The 17,892-nt window shown below is 72.8% G+C and carries 15 protein-coding genes and 2 pseudogenes; 8 read left to right on the forward strand and 9 right to left on the reverse strand.

Annotated elements, in window-relative coordinates; translation table 11 throughout:
- Nucleotides 1-14 precede the first annotated feature (14 nt).
- From K7862_RS07830 to K7862_RS07850, 5 genes are all read right to left on the reverse strand, one after another.
- On the reverse strand, nt 15-896 hold the full coding sequence (locus K7862_RS07830; RefSeq protein ID WP_262412799.1) for a metal ABC transporter permease: 882 nt from the start codon (nt 894-896) through the stop codon (nt 15-17).
- Nucleotides 893-1,816: a metal ABC transporter permease gene (locus K7862_RS07835; RefSeq protein WP_222961698.1), complete on the reverse strand. Its 924-nt coding sequence runs from the start codon at nt 1,814-1,816 to the stop codon at nt 893-895. The genes K7862_RS07830 and K7862_RS07835 overlap by 4 nt, the downstream gene beginning before the upstream one ends.
- Nucleotides 1,813-2,688: a metal ABC transporter ATP-binding protein gene (locus tag K7862_RS07840; RefSeq protein ID WP_222961795.1), complete on the reverse strand. Its 876-nt coding sequence runs from the start codon at nt 2,686-2,688 to the stop codon at nt 1,813-1,815. The genes K7862_RS07835 and K7862_RS07840 overlap by 4 nt, the downstream gene beginning before the upstream one ends.
- 164 nt (nt 2,689-2,852) lie before the next feature.
- Nucleotides 2,853-3,857, reverse strand: coding sequence for a metal ABC transporter solute-binding protein, Zn/Mn family (locus K7862_RS07845; RefSeq protein ID WP_222961699.1), 1,005 nt, complete (start codon nt 3,855-3,857; stop codon nt 2,853-2,855).
- Between the two features lie 173 nt (nt 3,858-4,030).
- Nucleotides 4,031-4,579: an HAD domain-containing protein gene (locus K7862_RS07850; protein WP_222961700.1), complete on the reverse strand. Its 549-nt coding sequence runs from the start codon at nt 4,577-4,579 to the stop codon at nt 4,031-4,033.
- A 284-nt stretch (nt 4,580-4,863) separates the two neighbouring features.
- On the opposite strand from K7862_RS07850, the gene K7862_RS07855 reads away from it, so the two are divergent.
- The gene (locus K7862_RS07855; RefSeq protein ID WP_262412801.1) at nt 4,864-5,559 is read left to right on the forward strand and encodes a hypothetical protein; all 696 of its coding nucleotides are present in this window, start codon (nt 4,864-4,866) and stop codon (nt 5,557-5,559) included.
- 354 nt (nt 5,560-5,913) lie between these two features.
- Here the strand turns inward: K7862_RS07855 and K7862_RS37370 are convergent.
- A pseudogene (locus K7862_RS37370) lies at nt 5,914-7,023 on the reverse strand (ATP-binding SpoIIE family protein phosphatase); the annotation flags it as partial.
- 213 nt (nt 7,024-7,236) lie between these two features.
- Nucleotides 7,237-7,866 (reverse strand): annotated as a pseudogene (locus K7862_RS37375) (ATP-binding cassette domain-containing protein); the annotation flags it as partial.
- Between the two features lie 102 nt (nt 7,867-7,968).
- Here K7862_RS37375 and K7862_RS07865 point away from each other — a divergent pair.
- The 6 genes from K7862_RS07865 (at nt 7,969) to K7862_RS07890 (ending at nt 15,987) form a co-directional block, all read left to right on the forward strand.
- Nucleotides 7,969-9,063, forward strand: a complete 1,095-nt coding sequence (locus K7862_RS07865) for an alpha/beta hydrolase (protein ID WP_222961702.1) — start codon at nt 7,969-7,971, stop codon at nt 9,061-9,063.
- 229 nt (nt 9,064-9,292) lie between these two features.
- Complete coding sequence (locus tag K7862_RS07870; RefSeq protein ID WP_222961703.1) at nt 9,293-11,062, forward strand: FG-GAP repeat domain-containing protein; 1,770 nt, start codon at nt 9,293-9,295, stop codon at nt 11,060-11,062.
- A 93-nt stretch (nt 11,063-11,155) separates the two neighbouring features.
- Nucleotides 11,156-11,929 (forward strand): DUF72 domain-containing protein, encoded by a 774-nt coding sequence (locus tag K7862_RS07875; protein ID WP_222961704.1) that lies wholly within the window; start codon nt 11,156-11,158, stop codon nt 11,927-11,929.
- 117 nt (nt 11,930-12,046) lie between these two features.
- Nucleotides 12,047-12,412, forward strand: a complete 366-nt coding sequence (locus K7862_RS07880; protein WP_222961705.1) for an MmcQ/YjbR family DNA-binding protein — start codon at nt 12,047-12,049, stop codon at nt 12,410-12,412.
- Between the two features lie 229 nt (nt 12,413-12,641).
- A complete protein-coding gene (locus K7862_RS07885) occupies nt 12,642-14,444 on the forward strand; it encodes a discoidin domain-containing protein (protein ID WP_222961706.1) in 1,803 nt (600 codons plus the stop codon).
- A 322-nt stretch (nt 14,445-14,766) separates the two neighbouring features.
- On the forward strand, nt 14,767-15,987 hold the full coding sequence (locus K7862_RS07890; RefSeq protein ID WP_222961707.1) for a S8 family peptidase: 1,221 nt from the start codon (nt 14,767-14,769) through the stop codon (nt 15,985-15,987).
- Between the two features lie 109 nt (nt 15,988-16,096).
- Here the strand turns inward: K7862_RS07890 and K7862_RS07895 are convergent, their stop codons facing one another.
- A complete protein-coding gene (locus K7862_RS07895) occupies nt 16,097-16,735 on the reverse strand; it encodes a TetR/AcrR family transcriptional regulator (RefSeq protein WP_222961708.1) in 639 nt (212 codons plus the stop codon).
- Nucleotides 16,732-17,118, reverse strand: a complete 387-nt coding sequence (locus tag K7862_RS07900; RefSeq protein ID WP_222961709.1) for a VOC family protein — start codon at nt 17,116-17,118, stop codon at nt 16,732-16,734. The genes K7862_RS07895 and K7862_RS07900 overlap by 4 nt, the downstream gene beginning before the upstream one ends.
- A 146-nt stretch (nt 17,119-17,264) precedes the next feature.
- Between K7862_RS07900 and K7862_RS07905 the strand changes: the two genes are divergently transcribed.
- A complete protein-coding gene (locus tag K7862_RS07905) occupies nt 17,265-17,882 on the forward strand; it encodes a class I SAM-dependent methyltransferase (protein WP_222961710.1) in 618 nt (205 codons plus the stop codon).
- Nucleotides 17,883-17,892 lie beyond the last annotated feature (10 nt).

The raw sequence follows: 17,892 nt of genomic DNA on the forward strand, positions 1-17,892 counted from the left end.
CCCGGGCCATCGCCTCACCCTGCCACCGCGGGCCCCCGCCCCCGTCGCACCCACCGCGACGGCCTGGTCACGCCGCGCCACACCGCGGCCCGGTACGTCCCGGCGTACACCGCGGTCGCCGCCGCCAGAATGCTGAAGCTCGGCGGCATCCGCGGCACCGCGTAGCTCAGCACGAGTCCCGCCCACATCTCACCGACGGCGAGCGCCCCGGACAGGGCGAGGCCCCGCAGCGGGCGGTCGGTCATCCGGTGCGCGGCCCCCGCAGGGGCCGCCAGCAGTCCCAGGATCAGCAGCGAGCCGACCGCCTGGGTGGCCTCGGCCGCGCACGCGCCGACCAGGGCGAGGAAGACGAAGCCGAGCAGCCGTACCGGCACCCCGCGGGCCGCGGCCACGGTTTCGTCGAGCGAGGCGAACAGCAGCGGCCGGGCGACGGCCACGAGCACGGCGCAGATTCCCGCCCCCACCAGCGCCGCCGTCAGCGCCTGGGCCGACGACAGCCCGAAGACCGACCCGAACAGCACGCTCACCCCCGCACCGCCGTTCCCCGCGCTGCGGGAGGTCGTGTAGAGGGTAAGGAAGAACACGCCCAGGCCCAGGATCCAGGAGAAGACGCTGCCGATGGCCACGTCGTCGGCCCGCCCCCGCCTGCCGAGGCTGCCGAGCAGCAGCGCGACGGCGACGGCCGTGACGAACAGGCCGATCCGCAGGTCGACGCCGACGGCCAGGGCCGCCAGCGCGCCGGTGAACGCGACGTGGCTGAGCGCGTCCCCGACGAAGACCTGGGCGCGCAGCACCAGGAAGTAGCCGGTCAGCCCGGCGGCCGCGGCGATGGCGGTGCCGGCGAGCAGCGCGTGCTGGAAGAAGGGGTGCCCGAGCGCCCCCATCGCGAGCGTCATGCCGCACCTCCCGCGGGCACACGGACGGGGACGTGCCGCGGCGCGCGATCCGCCGCGGCCCGGCCGATGCGGGCGAGCACGTAGGCGGCGAAGGCGTACGAGGTCACCGCGAACCCGAGCGGGCCGTCGGAGAAGTAGGCGGTGGTCAGCCCGAGCCAGGTCACGGCGATGCCGATCACCACCGACAGGGCCAGGCTCAGCGCCGGACGCGCGGTCAGCACCTGGGCGGTGGCCGCGGGCATCACCAGCAGCGCGAAGACCAGCAGCGTGCCGGTGATCTGGCTGGCCTCGGCGGCGGCCGCGCCCAGCAGGACCAGGAAGCCGGTGGACAGCAGACCCACCGGCACGCCGCGCCCGGCGGCGACGTCCGGGTCGACGGAGGCGAACAGCAGCGGCCGCCCGATCGCGCCGAGCAACGCCAGGACCGTGACGGCCACCGCGAGCAGTACCCACACCTGAGCGGTGGTGATACCCAGGAAGCTGCCGAACAGCATCGACGTCACCCCGCCGAGCACGCCCTTGTACAGGGCGGTGAACAGGAATCCGCACGCCAGCAGGAACGCCTGCACGGTGCCGGTGAGCGCCGCCTCCTGGCCCGCCCCGGGCCGGCGCCCGCGCCCGGTCCGCGGGACCGCCGCGACGAGCAGGGCGGCGGCGACGCAGAAGACGAAGTAGCCGTAGGTCGCGGAGACCCCGACCAGAACGGCCCCCGCGGCTCCGGGGAAGCCGACCACCGCCAGCGTGTGCCCGGCGAAGCTCTGGCGTCGCAGCACCATGAACCAGCCCATGACGCCCGCCGCGACGGCGGTGATCGTCCCGGCCCGGAAGGCGTTCACCATGAACGGGTAGGCCCACATCTGCCGCAGGTCGGCGACCGGGTTCCAGGACCAGGTCGCATACGCGTCCGCCAGCGCCGTCATGCCCGCTCACCCCCGGACGCCCCACGCGGGATGCCTGCGCTCTCGGCCTCCCCCTCGACCACGAGAGGTACGGGCGGCGTGTGCCGGTCGGTGTGGTGGGCGGGCGCCTCGGGCTGGCCGACGACCACCAGCCGCCCGTCGGACGTCCGCAGCACCTCGACCGGCGTGCGGTACAGCCGGGTCAGTGTCTCGGAGGTGATCACCTCGGCGGGCGTGCCGCTGACCGCGCCGCCCTCGGCGAGGTACACCACCCGGTCCAGGCGGGACAGGATCGGGTTGACGTCGTGCGCGACCATCATCACCGTGACGCCCTCCTCCCGGCAGATGCGGCCGATGAGCGCCGCCACCGCCGCCTGGTTGGGCAGGTCGAGGCTGTCCAACGGCTCGTCGAGCAGCAGGAGTCGGGGGCGGCGGACCAGCGCCTGGGCGATCAGCAGCCGCTGCTGCTCGCCGCCGGAGAGCATGCCGATCGGGCGGTGGGCGTAGCCGCTCGCCCCGACCAGCTCGACGACGTCGGCGATCCGCTGAGCCGCGGCCCGGCGCCCGGACGACCAGGGCAGCGGCACGCCCCAGCGGTCGCCGTCCCAGCCGAGGCGGACGACGTCGAGGCCGCGCATCCGCAACGACGCGTCGAAGCTGCGGCGTTGCGGCAGGTAGCCGACGCGGTCCCCGGCCCTGCCCGGGGCCGCGCCCAGCACCCGCACCTCGCCGGCCGCGGCCGGGAGCACGCCGAGCAGCACCTTGATCAGCGTGGACTTGCCCACGCCGTTGGGACCGAGCACGGCGACGAACTCCCCTGCCCCGACGTCGAGTCGGACGTCCGACCACAGCGTGCGCCCGCCGACCCGCACGGCGGCGTCGCGCAACGACACCACCGGGGAGGGCCGTACGGATTCCTGAGCGGCGGTCGTCGCGGGCGTTGTCGGGGACGGAGCGGGTGGCGCCTGCCCGGGGACGGAAGCCGTCGGGGCGGAGAGCGGATCCCGCGACGCGACTGCGTTCGCCACAAGGCCCGTTCGGGCCGGACGTTTCCCGCTCACCGGCCGACCGCCTTCGCCAGCGCCTGGCGGATGCCCTCCAACTGCCGTACCTGCCAGTCCTGGAAGGACGCGCCGGCCGGGGTCAGCGTCTCGGTCACGGTCGCCACCGGAATGCCCGCCGCCTCGGCCTCGTCGACCTGCCGCTTCACATCGGGCGTGGCGTTCTGGCTGTTGTAGACGTAGACCTTGATCCGCCGGTCCCTGATCTGCCGGTCGATCAGCGCCTTGTCGTGCGCGGTGGGGTCGGTTCCCTCGCTGATGGCGTCGAGGAACGTCTCGGGCGTCAGCATCTTCAGGCCGAGTCCGTCGGCGAGCGGGCTGACGATCGACTCCGAGGCGCCGACGGGAGTGCCGCCGTACGTCGTCCTGATCTCCGCCGTCAGCCGGTCGTACGGGCCGAGGGTGCGCTGCTCGAAGGTCGTCCTGAGCCGGTCGAACTCGGCCGCGTCGGCCGGGTCGAGCTTCTTGTAGTCCGCGGAGATCCGCTCGACGACGGTATGGACGTCGGCGGGCGCGTACCAGCGGTGCGGGTTGCCGCCGGGCTTGACGCCGACGAGGTCGCCGACCTTCAGATCGGTCCGGCCGGACGAGGGGGTGGCGGCGAGCAGCTTGTCGGCCCAGGTGTCGTAGCCGACGCCGTTGACGATCGTGTACCGCGCGGCGGCGACGGTACGGGCGTCGCGGGCGGTGGGTTCGTAGTCGTGCGGGTCGGCCGCGGGGTTGTCGATGATGCTGGTGACCTTCACATGGCTGCCGCCGAGCTGGCTCGCGATGCTGCCCCAGAAGTTCTCCGCGGCCACCACCTGGATGGTCCGCCCGCCGCCCTTGCCACTACCGGACGAGGAGGCGTCCGCGCGGTCGTCGCCCGATGACGACGCGGTGGAGCACGCGGTGGCGGCGAGGACCGTGAGGACGGCGGCCCCGCCCAGGGCGAGCCGGGCCCGGCCGGCCGGCGTGTGGGCCGCCCGGCGGGCGGGGCGACGGTGGGGTGCAGCCTTCATGGCGCGGTCTCTCCTCGATGCGGCCGATGTCCTGACTTCCTCACCGTAAATGAAAACGACTTTCACAACCATGGTCACCCATGGCAATCATGAAAATCATTGCCAACTTGTGACCGGAGGAGGCCCGGCGCCCGGGCGCGATCCACCCTCGGCAGGCCCCGGCTCAGGCGTTGCTAGCGGCCGTCCGTCCCCGTCGGGGCGTTGCCGACGGCCCGCAGCCACGCGTCGAGCACGGTGAAGTCCCGGTCGGTGAGACCGCAGCTCGGGTCGACTCGGTGGAGCAGAGCCGGGGTGGGGTGCCGGCCGGCGACCCAGGCCTGATCGACCCCGGTGATCTCGTCGTCGACCCAGACGAACGGGCGGCCGGCCGACCAGGCGAGGAGCGTGCGGGTCTTCCAGTGCAGGCCGCGCGGCGGTTCGTCGACGAGGTCGGGCCAGCACACCACCGGCAGCTCGGGCAGGCCCAGCACCGGCGCGATCCACTGGTTGGCCTCGTACTCCCAGGTCGTGGCCCACACCAGCTCACAGGGCAGCGCCGCCAGCCGGGCTCCGAGCGCCGGGTCGATCCGGGCCAGGAGGGGGTGGATCTCGTTCGCCCCGGGGGCGAAGGGGTTGTCGTACGTCGGGTAACCGCCGGGGAGTTGCTCGGGGGTCGCGCCGAAGGGGATGAGAGTGCCGTCGACGTCGAGAAAGAGCAGCGGGGGACGTCCGGGACCGGTCACCCTTGCACGGTACCGGCAGGGCGGCGGGCGAACGCGGCCCCACCGACGGGGTTCTGACCGCGCTTCACCCGGGCGGGTGCGGCCATGAGGCGGAGGCGGAGAGCGGGGACGCCCTCCCCTCCCGTCGCAGTCGAGTCCTTCCGCGCAGGCCAACCTATGCACCAGCGCGCGGAGTTCACGGGCGATGCGCCCATCGTTCCCTCAACCTTCCATTATTGACACGTCAGAACAGGACCTTCTACATTTGACAGGTCAGGTTCGGAACCGAGAGACGGAGCGAGCCCATGTCGTACCTGCGCACCTTCCTCCCCTGGATCCTCTTCGCGGTGCTGCCCTCGGGGAGCTGGCAGTGGGTGTCGCTGGCGGCCCTGGCCGTCGCGGTGGCCGTGATCGCCGGGCAGCACCGCGTGGGGGTCACCTCCGACGCGCTGATCATCGAGATCGGCTCGGCCGTCTTCTTCGCCGCCCTCGCGGTGGTCGCCTTCACCGATCCGCACTCGCCGGCGCACGCCTACTCGGGGGCCCTGTCGTCCGGGACGCTCGCGGTCGTGGCCGGGGTGTCGCTCGCCGTGGGCAAGCCCTTCACCCTGGGCATCGCCAAGCGCACGACGCCCCGGGAGTACTGGACCGCGCCGCCGTTCATCCGCGTCAACACCGTGATCACCGCCGTGTGGACGGCCGCCTTCGCGGTGACCGCGATCGCGCTCGCCCTGGTGGCGCACGCCGGCCACGCCCACTCGACGCCGGCCACCCTGCTGCAGATCGCCGGCTTCGCGGTCCCGATGGTCTTCACCGTCCGCTACGTCGCCCACGTCAAGGCCGTGGCGAGTGCGGTGCCGCCTGCCGCTGGGCTCCCCGAGCCCGTCCCCCGGGCTGCCCCGGCCTCGGCTCCCGGGCTGCCCCTGACCCTTGTTCGCCGTCTGCCGCGCCGTCGTGGCTTGTCGCGTTGGGGGCACCTCCCGGACACCCCCTGGCAGTGAAAGTGGCCGCAGGGGGTGTTACCGGGGTACGCCGGTACTGCCCAGGCGGCCCCATGAACGACCAAGGGGGTGGGGAGGAAGCGCTCCCCGCAAGGACTTGTGCACACACCCGCCCAGCCCCTTCGTAAAAACGTTCACGCACAAGTCCGAGGAGACGCTTCCGGACTGCCCCCAACGTGCGGGCAAACGGCACGTGATCAGGGGCGCGAGGTCCCCCAGACTTCGTCCGGGAGGTGCCCCCAGCGCGAGCAACCCACCACCGGCGGAAAGCCGGGAACGCACCCCAGCGGGGCACCCCCGAATCCGTACCCCACTACCGCGCCGGAGGCCGAACCGTCTACCGGGCTGGAAGCCTCACGGCAAGGCCTGCTCAACCCAGATGATCTTGCCCTCGGGGCTGTACCGGGTACCCCAGCGCTCGCCGAGCTGGGCCACCAGGAAGAGCCCGCGACCCCCCTCGTCCGTCGTCGCCGCATACCGCAGATGCGGCGCCGTACTGCTCGCGTCGGCGACCTCGCAGATCAGCGTGCGGTCCAGCAGCAGCCGGACGCGGATCGGCCCGGCGGCATGCCGAATCGCGTTGGTGACCAGTTCACTCAGCACCAGCTCCGTGGTGAACTCCAGGTCCTCCAGGCCCCAGGCCGCCAACTGCGCGTTCGCCTCGTTGCGGACCGTGGACACCGCCGCCGGGTCGCCGGGGACGTCCCAGGACGCCACGTGGTCGCCGGGCAGCGCGCGGGTCCGGGCGACGAGCAGGGCGATGTCGTCGCGGGGCACGGCCGGCACCAGGGCGCGGAACACCGCGTCGCACGTCTGGTTCGGGGTGCGGCCGAGTCCGGTGAGGGCGTCGCGCAGGAGGCCCAGGCCGGCGTCGATGTCGCGGGTGCGGTCCTCGACGAGCCCGTCGGTGTAGAGCACCAGCCCGCTGCCCTCGGGCAGTTCGCGTTCGACCGCCTCGAAGGGCAGGCCGCCCAGGCCCAGCGGCGGTCCGGCCGGGAGGTCGAGGAAGTCCACTGTGCCGTCCGGCAGCACCAGCGCGGGCGGCAGATGCCCGGCCCTGGCCATCTCGCAGCGCCGCGAGACCGGGTCGTAGATCGCGTACAGGCAGGTCGCGCCGGCGATGGTGGCCCCGCCGCCCGGGGCGGCCTCGTCCTTGTCGATGCGGGCGACGAGGTCGTCGAGGTGGGCGAGCACGTCGTCCGGCGGCAGGTCGAGCATGGAGAAGTTGTGCACCGCGGTCCGCAGCCGGCCCATGGTCGCGGCGGCGTGCAGGCCGTGCCCGACGACGTCGCCGACGACGAGTGCGACGCGGGCGCCGGACAGCGGGATGACGTCGAACCAGTCGCCGCCGACGCCCGCCTGGGCCGGCTGGTAGCGGTAGCCGACGTCCAGCGCGTTCTGCTCGGGCAGGCCGTGCGGCAGCAGGCTCTGCTGCAGGGTCACCGCCATGCGCTGGTTGCCGGTGACGGCCGACTCGATCTGTTCCTGGGTGGTGTAGCGGGTGTCGAAGGACCCGGTGTTGTGGCCGACCCGCAGCACGGCCACGCGGTCGGCGACGGCCCGGACCTCGTCCATCTCGTGGCTGACGAAGATCACCCCGGTCCCGTCGTCCCGCAGCCGGCGTATGAGGTCCAGGACCTGGTCGGCCTGGCGCGGTCCGAGGGCGGCGGTGGGCTCGTCCAGCACGACCAGCGCGGGCTTGCCGATCAGCGACCGGACGATGGCCACGCCCTGGCGCTGCGCGCCGGACAGCGAGGCGACCGGCACCCGCAGGCTGGGTATGCGCACCGACAGGGACTCCAGCAGGGCGCGGGCCCGCTTCTCCATCCCGACCTCGTCGATCATGCCGAATCTGCGCAGTTCGCGGTTGAGGTAGAGGTTGTCGACGGTGTCGAGGTTGTCGCAGAGCGCCAGGTTCTGGTGGACCGTGGCGATGCCCAGCCGCTGGGCGTCGACGGGTCTGCGCGGGTCGGCGGCGCGGCCGCGCCAGGTGACGGTCCCGCTGTCTGGCACGGTCACTCCGGAGATCACCTTGACCAGGGTCGACTTGCCGGCGCCGTTGCTGCCGACGAGGCCCACGACCTCGCCCTGGTGCACGTCCAGATCGACGTCGCTCAGTGCCTGCACCGCTCCGAACCGCTTGCAGACTCCGCGCACGGTCAGCAGCGGAACTGTGCTCACTGCACCACCTCCGCCCCCGCCGCGCTGGCTCCGGTTACCGAGTCTGCTCCTCGGCGCGTCCCGGCGCACCGGGGAAACGGAAAGGAGTGACCTGTCACGACTGAACCATTCCCCCCGAACACGCATCTAACGGGTGGATGCGGGAGACCGCCTCCGGATCCCGGGCCGCCGGGAGCCCGCCGGGATCGTCCCGTCCCGCGGCGGCGGTCCACGACTTCAGGGAGCGTCATGAGTCTCACCGGCACGGCACTCTTCGTGCTGAGCATCGGCCTGGTGCCGGTGGTGATGCTCCTCATGCTGTTCGCGTGGAACCGGCTGCCGGGTCCCCGGGGCGTGCGGATCGCCGGCCGGCTCGGCATGGTGCTGGTCAGCCAGGCCGCCGCGGTCCTGGCCGTGCTGATCTGGGTGAACAACACCTACGGCCTGTACGAGTCGTGGAGCGACCTGATGGGCGACAACGGCCAGGTGCGGATGGACGCGGCCGGCCCCGGCAACGCGGGCGTGCCCGCCGACCCGGCCGTCGCCACGCAGACGGAGTTCGCGCCGGGCAAGGACGGGGTGCTGGCGACCGTCGCCACCGGCCCCCGCTCCCACGTCACCGGCACCGTCCTGGTGTGGCTGCCCCCGCAGTACGACCAGCCCGCCTACCGGCACACCCGCTTCCCCGTGGTCGAGCTGCTGCCCGGCTACCCCGGAAGTCCCGGCGCGTGGTTCGGCGCGATGGGGGTGGGCCGGGAGCTGACCTCGCTGATCGCCGAGCACCGTGCGGCGCCGATGATCCTGGTCGCGCCGAAGATGAACGTGCTCGGCCGGGTGGACCCCGGCTGCGCGGACCTCCCGCACGGCGCCCGGACGTCCACCTGGCTCGGCACCGACGTCCCCCAGCTCGTCCGCCGGCACTTCCGGGCCGAGGCGGGTGCCCGGCACTGGGCGATCATGGGCTACTCGGCGGGCGCGTACTGCGCGGCGAACACCGCGCTGCACCACGCGCGGACCTTCCACGCGGTGGTCAGCCTCTCCGGCTACAACGCCCCCGAGGCGCGGCTGGTGACCCGGGACCCCGCCCTGGCCCGCGCGAACAACCCCTACCTGGAGCTGCGCGCCGCCAAGCACCAGCCGGACCTCGTGCTGCTGATGGCGGGCAGCTACCAGGACAGCGACACGGTGTACGCCGCCAGGACCCTGCTGAGCGTGCTCCACCACCCGGGCCCCAGCCGCCTGCTGACGATCCAGCGCGGCGGTCACAACACCCAGGTGTGGCGGTCCATGCTGCCCACCGCGCTCGGCTGGCTCTCCGAGCAGATCGCCACCGGCCGGCCGTGAGACCGGGCGGGACGCCCGTGCCGCCGGGCCGGTCGCGCGGCCTCCGACACAAGCGGAACGCGCCCCTCCTCACCTGCGGAAACTGATCTCCCGTCAGAACAGGGATATCCCTCTGCACAGTACAAGGAAGCAGGTCTAGACTCACCAGGCCCGGGCGGAACATCTGCCCGCCCGGCCTCATTCGCCTGCGCCCAAGAGCGCGGCGAGGATCGCATCCCGTGGGGGGATCATGTTCTCTTCTTCTTCGGCGCGCTCCGGTGCGCGCCGTCGCGGCCGCCTGCTGGCGGCCTGCACGACCGGTGTCGTGGCCGCGGGCGCGTTCGCGCTGGGCCCCGCCGGCATCGCCAGCGCCGACAGCGGCGCGCCGCACCAGGCCCGGTTCTCCGCGCCGCAGACCACGCAGCACCCGACGTCCACGCTGCGCAAGCACAAGAAGACGTCGTACTCGACGGCCGCGGCCGGCACCGCTCTGACGGCGCCGCGCTACGACTACGACAACGACGGCTACAGCGACCTGCTGGTCCAGAACGACGACGCCTCGTTCGGCGTCCTCAGCAGCGCCAAGCTCACCGCGGGCCAGGCCGGCTACACCGACCTGGGCACCGGGAACACCCTGTACCGGGACGTCATCACGCCCGGCAACCTGACCGACTCCTATGCCGGCACCGAGGTGCTCGCCCTGACCGCGTCGGGCCGGCTCAGCATGTTCACCGACACGAACAGCCTGGTGAACGGCTACCCGGTGTGGACCGGCACCGGCTGGCAGGTCTACAACCAGATCGTGGCCGTCGGGGACACCAACGGCGACGGATTCGGCGACCTGCTCGCCCGTACCCCGTCCGGCGACCTGTACCTCTACAAGGGCACCGGCAACGCTTCCGCGCCGTTCGGCGGCCGGGTCAAGGTCGGCTACGGCTACGGCATCTACGACCAGCTCGTCGGCGCCGGCGACATCACCGGCACCGGGTACGAGACGCTGGTCGCCCGCGACCTCTACGGCGACCTGTGGATGTACAAGCTGGACGGGACCGCGGCGAACCCGCTGGCCGCCCGGGTGAAGATCGGCACCGGCTGGAACGTCTACAACCAGATCATCGGCTGGGGCGACGACGGCGGTTCCATCGGCCAGATCCTGGGCCGGACGGCCAACGGCGACCTGTGGTGGTACAACGGCGACGGCAGCGGGAAGGGCACCCTCACCAAGCGCGTGCGCATGGGCGGCGGCTGGTCGAGCAACGTCATCTCCGGCCAGGGCCACACCCAGGTCTGGGGCAAGGCCGACCTGTTCGGGCTGACGTCCGGCGGCAGCCTGTACTACTACTCCAGCTACAACACCGGCGTCCTCAGCAAGCGGTACCTGGTGGGCAACGCCGGTGCGTGGAAGGGCTCCAACCTCACCACGACGGTGTCCCTGTCCGACGAGGGCGAGCAGCCGCTGCTGGAGATCTACAACGGCACGCTCTACAACGACACCCTCGGCTTCGAGAACGTCAGCAGCAGCGGCTGGGGCGGCTACAACAAGGTGTTCGGCCCCGGCGACCTCAACGGCGACGGCCACTCCGACCTCCTCGCCCGTGACAAGAGCGGCGTGCTGTGGGACCTGACCGGCAAGGGCGACGGCTCGTTCTACGGCCGCGCCAAGGTCGGCGCGGGCTGGGGCGGCTACAACCAGATCACCGGCGCCGGCGACATCAACGGTGACGGCCTCGCCGACATCGTGGCCCGCGCGAGCAACGGCCACCTGTACCTGTACCTGGGCACCGGCAACGGCGCGGCGCCGTTCAAGGCCCGCCAGGACATCGGCGCCGGCTGGAACGCGTACTCCAAGATCGCCTCGCCCGGTGACATGGACGGCGACGGCCGCGCCGACCTGGTCGCGGTGACCCCCGGCGGCCAGCTCTACCGCTACAGCGGCGAGGGCTTCACCGGCACCGCCACCTTCAAGCACCGTGTGGAGATCGGCACCGCCGGCTGGAACGGCTACAGCAGCCTGTTCTGATCCCGCGCCACCTCCCGGCCCGCCGTCCGCGGGCAGGGGCAGGCTGACCACGTGCCCGGTACGCACTCCCGCGTACCGGGCACGTATCGCTTCATGCCCCTGCTCATCGGAACCTCGGGATGGCAGTACCGGGACTGGCGCGGCGTCCTCTACCCGGAGAAGCTGCCGCAGCGGCTGTGGCTGGAGGAGTACGCCGGCCGGTTCGCGACCGTGGAGAACAACAACGCCTTCTACCGGCTGCCCACCGCGGACATCTTCGCGGACTGGCGGCGGCGGACCCCCGACGGGTTCGTGATGGCGGTCAAGGCCAGCCGCTACCTCACGCACATCAAGCGGCTGCGCGAGCCGGAGGAACCGGTGCACCGGCTGATGGAGCGGGCCGCGGCCCTCGGCGACCGGCTCGGGCCGGTGCTGCTCCAGCTCCCGCCGACGCTGCGCGCCGACCCCGACGCCCTCGACGCGTGCCTGCGCTGCTTCCCGCGGACCGTGCGGGTGGCCGTCGAACCCCGGCACCCCTCGTGGTGGGAGGCCGAGCGGGCAGTGCGGCGGGTGCTGGAGCGCCGCGGCGGCACGCTGTGCTGGGCCGACCGCGACTCGCGGCCGGTGACGCCGCTGTGGCGCACCGCGTCCTGGGGTTATGCGCGCTTCCACGGCGGCCGCGCCCGGCCGGCCCCCCGCTACGGGCGGACGGCCCTGCGGTCGTGGGCCGAGCGGCTGCGCGCGGCCTGGCCCGGCGACGCGGACGACGTCTACTGCTACTTCAACAACGACACCGGCGGCGCGGCCGTCGCGGACGCCGCCGCGTTCGCACGGGCCGCCGTCCGCGCCGGCTTCGTCCTGGCGCCGGGAGGCGGCCCGGCCCGATGACGGCCGCCGCGGTCCCCGATGATGGTGACCGCGGTCGCCGATGGCGGTGACCGCCGTCTCCGTCGCCGCCGGCGGAGGCCGTCACTCCGACGTGCCACCGAGGGAAGGCCCGCCGTCATGCTCGATGCCGAGGACGTCCGCCGCATCGCCCTGTCGTTCCCGGCGACGCTGGAGAAGGAGCGGTGGGGGCATCCCACCTTCGACGTCACCGGCCGGATGTTCGTCACCGTGCCCGACGACGGCACCTCGTTCGCGGTGCGCTGCCCGCGTCACGAACGCGCCGAGCTGATGGCGAGCGAGCCGGAGAAGTTCTGGGTTCCCGCGCACGAGGCGCACTCGTCATGGGTCCGGGCCCGGCTGGCCGCCCTCGACGACGCCGACGAGCTCTACGACATCCTGCTCGACTCCTGGCGGCAGGCCGCTCCCGCCGACCTCGCGGAGACCTTCCCCGCGCCCGGCGACCGCCGCCCGTCCGCGGGCTGAACCGGCGTCGCCGCCGCCAGAGCGCGGTTGGGAAAGGGCAGTTGCGGGCGACCGTAAACGTTGCCGGAACTCTTGACAGGGATGCGACGAACCACGACGCTCCTGAGAGCGCTCTCACGAACCCCCGACACCCCCGACACCCACCGCGCCCGCGTTCCCGCTTCCCGGTCGGCTCCTCACCGCGACCACGCCCGCGGGCGCCACCCCCCACACAGGTGAAGGAGTACGCATGTCCATCGAAGGCACGCGGCAACGGGTCAGACGGCGATGGTCCGCCGGCCGGGCCGCGCTCGGGGCGGTGGCCGTGGCCGCCGTCGCCGCGGTCACCCTGACCGGCACGCCGTCGCAGGCGGCCCAGCCCCCCACGGCCGCCGCCCGGCCCGCCGCCGTCCAGCCGTCCTCCGTGCCGGCCGCACCGGCCGGCTTCACGACGACCTGGAGCGACGACTTCAACGGCGCCGCCAACACCGGCCTGGACACCGGGACATGGCGGTACGACGCCGGGCCCGGCAGCAGTTTCGGCACCGGCGAGATCGAGACGACCACCACCAGCACCTCGAACGTCTACCAGGACGGCAACGGCCACCTGGTGCTCAAGGCCCTGCACTCCGGCACCGACCCCAACTCCGGCTGGACGTCGGGCCGGGTGGAGACGCAGGCCGACGGGTTCGGCGCGGTGCCCGGCGGCGTCGTGCGGATGCAGGCCTCCATCCAGCAGCCCAACGTGACCACCGCCAACGGCGCCGGTTACTGGCCGGCGTTCTGGATGCTGGGCGCCCCGCTGCGGATCGGTGTGGGCTGGCCGGGCTCCGGCGAGGTCGACATCCTCGAGGACATCAACGGCCGCAGCTCGGTGTTCGGCACCCTGCACTGCGGGGTCGGCTCCGGCGGTCCCTGCAACGAGACCACCGGCATCGGCTCGGGTGAACGCGCCTGCTCCGGCTGCCAGACCGGCTACCACACCTACGCGGTGGAGATCGACCGGTCGACCTCGCCCGAGCAGATCCGCTACTACCTCGACGGCGCCAACTACTTCACCATCAACTCCAACCAGGTCGACGCAACGACCTGGGCGAACGCCGTCGACCACAGCTACTTCATCATCTTCGACCTGGCCATCGGCGGCGGCTTCCCCGCGGCCTTCGGCGGCGGACCCAACGCGAACACCGTCTCCGGCGGGCAGTTGAACGTGGACTACGTCGCCGTCTACAACAAGCCGCCGGCCGGCAGCCTGGGCACGAACATCGCGCAGGGCAAGCCGACCACGGCCTCGTCGGTGGAGAGCGCGTCCTTCCCCGCGTCGAACGCCACCGACGGCGACCTGACGACCCGCTGGTCCAGCGGCTTCTCCGACCCGCAGTGGCTGCAGGTCGACCTCGGCCAGAGCTACAACCTGACGCACGCCACCCTCACCTGGGAGGCGGCCACGGCATCGGCCTACCAGTTGCAGACCTCCAACGACGGCACGACCTGGACGACGGTCTACTCCAACTCCAACAGCCCCCAGGACATCCAGGACACCGCGCTGAACGCCTCCGGGCGCTACGTGCGGGTCTACGCGACCGGCAGAGCCTCCCAGTGGGGCGACTCCCTGTACGAGCTGGCGCTCTACGGCACACCAGGGTCGGGCGGCGGCACCGGCGGGAGCACGCTGCTGTCCCAGGGGAGGACGGCGACCGCCTCCTCCACCGAGAACGGCAGCTTCACCGCGCCCAACGCGGTCGACGGCAACACGGGCACCCGCTGGTCCAGCGCGTTCTCCGACCCGCAGTGGCTCCAGGTCGACCTGGGCGCGACCCACAGCATCAGCAAGGTGGCGCTGAACTGGGAGGCGGCGTACGCCACCGCCTTCCAGATCCAGACCTCGAACGACGGCACCACCTGGACGACGATCTACTCCACCACCAGCGGCACCGGCGGCAACCAGACCCTCAACGTCTCCGGCAGCGGCCGCTACGTGCGGATGAACGGCACCGCACGTGCCACGCAGTACGGCTACTCGCTCTGGGAGTTCCAGGTCTACGGATCCTGACCCGCCCTGACCCGGCCTGGTCGGTGCTGGTCCGGCCCGCCCCGCACTCCCGCAGCCGGCCGGTCCGGCTCACCACCGGCCCCGCCCCGGCCGCCGCAAGGCGTCCGGGGCGGGGCCGCCGTGCGAGCGGGGAACGTCCTTCCCGGACGTCCTACCCCGGTGACCGCCATTCGCGCAGCTCAGAGGCGGCCGATCGGGTGGCGCGGTCGGGTGGTGGCGGTGTGTCGTGATCTTCGGAACGCATGATCGTCGGACTTTGGGACCGCTCTCGCCCGCGTGACGCCTTCACGTGGGTCTGTCGCTGTCCTACGGAGTCCACAAGATGCGCATGCTCGCGCGCGGCCTCACAGCCGCGGTCACGCTGCTCGCCTCGCTAGCAGCCCTCCCGGCGGCCACCGCCCAGGCCACACACCCCAAGGCCCAGCCACTCCGCTCCGCCCTCGCGCCCCTGCACCGCAACAGCCAGGCGGTGCCGGGCCAGTACATCGTCACCCTGGACAACGGCGCCGACCCGTCGGCGTTCGCCAAGCAGTTCGGGGTCTCGCCGATGTTCCACTACACCAAGGTGTTCTCGGGCTTCGCCTCGAAGTTCACCGCCGCGCAACTCGCCACCGTGCGCCGCACGCCGGGCGTCGCCGCGGTCGAGGAGAACGCCACGGTGACCGCGGACGGCCTCGGCCCCACCACGGGCGTCCACCCCGGCAGTCGCGAGCGCCGGGCCGCCGCCGCGTCCTGGGGCCTGGACCGCATCGACCAGCGCAACCTCCCGCTGGACCACCAGTTCACGGTGGACGGCACCGGACAGGGCGCGACCGCCTACGTGCTGGACACCGGGATCGACTTCGGCCACAGCGAGTTCGGCGGCCGGGCGGTCCCGGGCTACGACGCGATCGGCGACGGCCGCAACGGCCAGGACTGCGAGGGCCACGGCACCCACGTGGCGGGCACCATCGGCGGGAAGACCTACGGGGTCGCGCGCCAGGCGAAGCTGGTGAGCGTCCGGGTGCTCGACTGCCAGGGCCAGGGCACCCTCGCCGGGATCATCGCGGGCATGGACTGGGTCGCCCAGCACGCCCAGCAGCCCGCAGTGGCCAACGCCTCGCTCGGCGGCTCGTACTCGCCCGCGCTGAACGACGCCGCCGACGCGCTGTCGGACAGCGGTGTCCTGCCCGTGGTGGCGGCCGGCAACGACAGCGCCGACGCCTGCACCGTCTCCCCCGCGAGCGCGCCGCGCGTGCTGACCATCGGCGCGTCCAACGCGTCCGACCAGGAGGCCGGCTTCAGCAACTCCGGCAGCTGCGTGTCGATGTTCGCGCCCGGCACGGCCATCGTGTCGGCCAAGCTCGGCGGCGGCAGCGTCGCCATGGACGGCACCTCGATGGCCAGCCCGCACGCGGCCGGCACCGCGCTGCTGTACAAGTCCGAGCACCCGGACGCCGACGCCATGGCGGTCGCCGACGCGCTGACCGCCTCGGCCACGCAGAACGTCCTGAAGGTCAACGGCGGTTCGCCCGACCTGCTGCTCTACACCGGCGGTCTGTGACCTCGACCGCCCCACGCGCCACTTCCCCGAGGACCTCTGAGGCCCCTTCCCCGGCCCCAGAGGTCCTCATGTGCGCGCGTCCCGCCAGGTTCCGTGCGGGTGAGAGGGGTCAGTGCCGGTGCCGGCGGCGGTCCTCGCGCGGCTGCCGGCTGATCCGCACCAGGTGGTCGAAGTCGACGGCCACACCGCGCAGCAGCAGGTCCACCAGCCGTACGGCCGCCGCCTGGTCCACCGGCGCCCCGCCGAACAGGGCACGCTGGTAGACGACCGACGCCAGCAGGTCGACGAAGAGGTCGGCGTCGACGTCCGGGAGCAGGTCGCCGCGGTCCACCGCGCGCCGTACCGCGACGGCCGCCGCGCCGCGGCTGGGCTGGATCAGGGTCTCGACCAGTGCCCGGTGCAGTTCCGGATCGGCCGCGCAGTCCGCGACGAGCGGGGCCAGCACTCCGGGCGGCAGCCGCTCGTCCAGTGCCTCGGCCAGCAGCCGCACGCTCTGGTGCAGGTCGCAGCGGGTGCAGTCGTTGTCCGGTACCGGCGGCGTGACCAGCACGGTGGCGAGCGCGTCGATCACCAGACGCTGCCGGACCGGCCAGCGGCGGCGGATCGCGGCCTTGGTGGTGCCGGCCCGGGCCGCGACCTTCTCCAGCGCGAACGCCGCGTAGCCGCCCTCGCCGAGCAGCCCGACCGTGGCGGCCAGCACGGCCGCGTCGATCGCCGGATCCCGTGGCCGCCCGGGCGCGGTGCTCATGCCGGGACGTCCTGCGGGTACCAGCGCAGCTCGACGGTGTTGCCGTCCGGGTCGCGTACGTACACCGACGTCGCCCAGCCGCGGGCGCCCCAGCGCCGGACCGGTCCCTCCAGCACGGTGAACTCACCTGATTCCACGACCTGTTGCCAGTCGAGCGGCTCCACGACCAGACACAGGTGGTCGACGTTGGACTCGCCCCGCGGGCCGTTCACCAGGTCGATGACCGTCGTCTCACTGACCCGGACCGACGGGAAGGGCGCGGAGCCGTCCCGCCACTCGTCGACGCGCTCGGGCGCCAGTCCCAGCCGTCCGCCGTAGAAGCCGAGCGCCCGCTCGACGTCCGCCACGTTGAGCACCAGATGATCGAAGCCCGTCACACGCATGGGATCCCCCTGCCGTCGTCGTGTCCCGCTCTGCCGCCGGACGCTTTACGATCCGACCCGGTTCGGATCGTAATACCGAACCACCGAACCGGTCAACGGGAGGGGGTCCCGTGGGAGAATGGGGACGACGGGCGCCGGAGGTCGTCATGGGTGTGTACAACGAGCAGGTCGTGCCGCGGGTCACCAACGTCGCCTGCGCGATGGGCGAGGCCGGGCGGCTGCGCGGCCGGGTCTGCCACGGCCTGGCGGGAGAGGTCGTGGAGATCGGCTTCGGCTCCGGCCACAACGTCCCCTACTACCCGGCGGCCGTCACGGGCGTGGACGCCGTGGAACCCTCGGACGTCGGCTGGAAGCTGGCCGCCCGGCGGCTGGACGGCGCCAGGGTCCCGGTCCGGCGCTCCGGACTCGACGGGCAGCGGCTGCCCTTCCCCGACGCCGGCCACGACGCGGCCCTGTCCACCTGGACACTGTGCACCATCCCCGACGCGGAGGCCGCGCTGAGCGAACTCCGCCGGGTCCTGAAACCCGGCGGCACCCTGCACTTCGTCGAGCACGGGCTCGCGCCGGACGCGTCGGTCCGCCGCTGGCAGTACCGCCTGGAGCCGCTGCAGAAGCGGCTGTTCGGCGGCTGTCACCTCACCCGGCCGATCGCCGACCTGCTGCGGACCGCCGGTTTCGCCATCACCGAGCTGGACGTCTTCTACGAGAAGGGCGCGCCCCGGACGCTGGGCGCGGACACCCTGGGCGTGGCCGTCTCGGCGTGACGCGGCTCGT

Source organism: Actinacidiphila acidipaludis, from assembly GCF_019890725.1.
Taxonomy (GTDB): domain Bacteria; phylum Actinomycetota; class Actinomycetes; order Streptomycetales; family Streptomycetaceae; genus Actinacidiphila; species Actinacidiphila acidipaludis.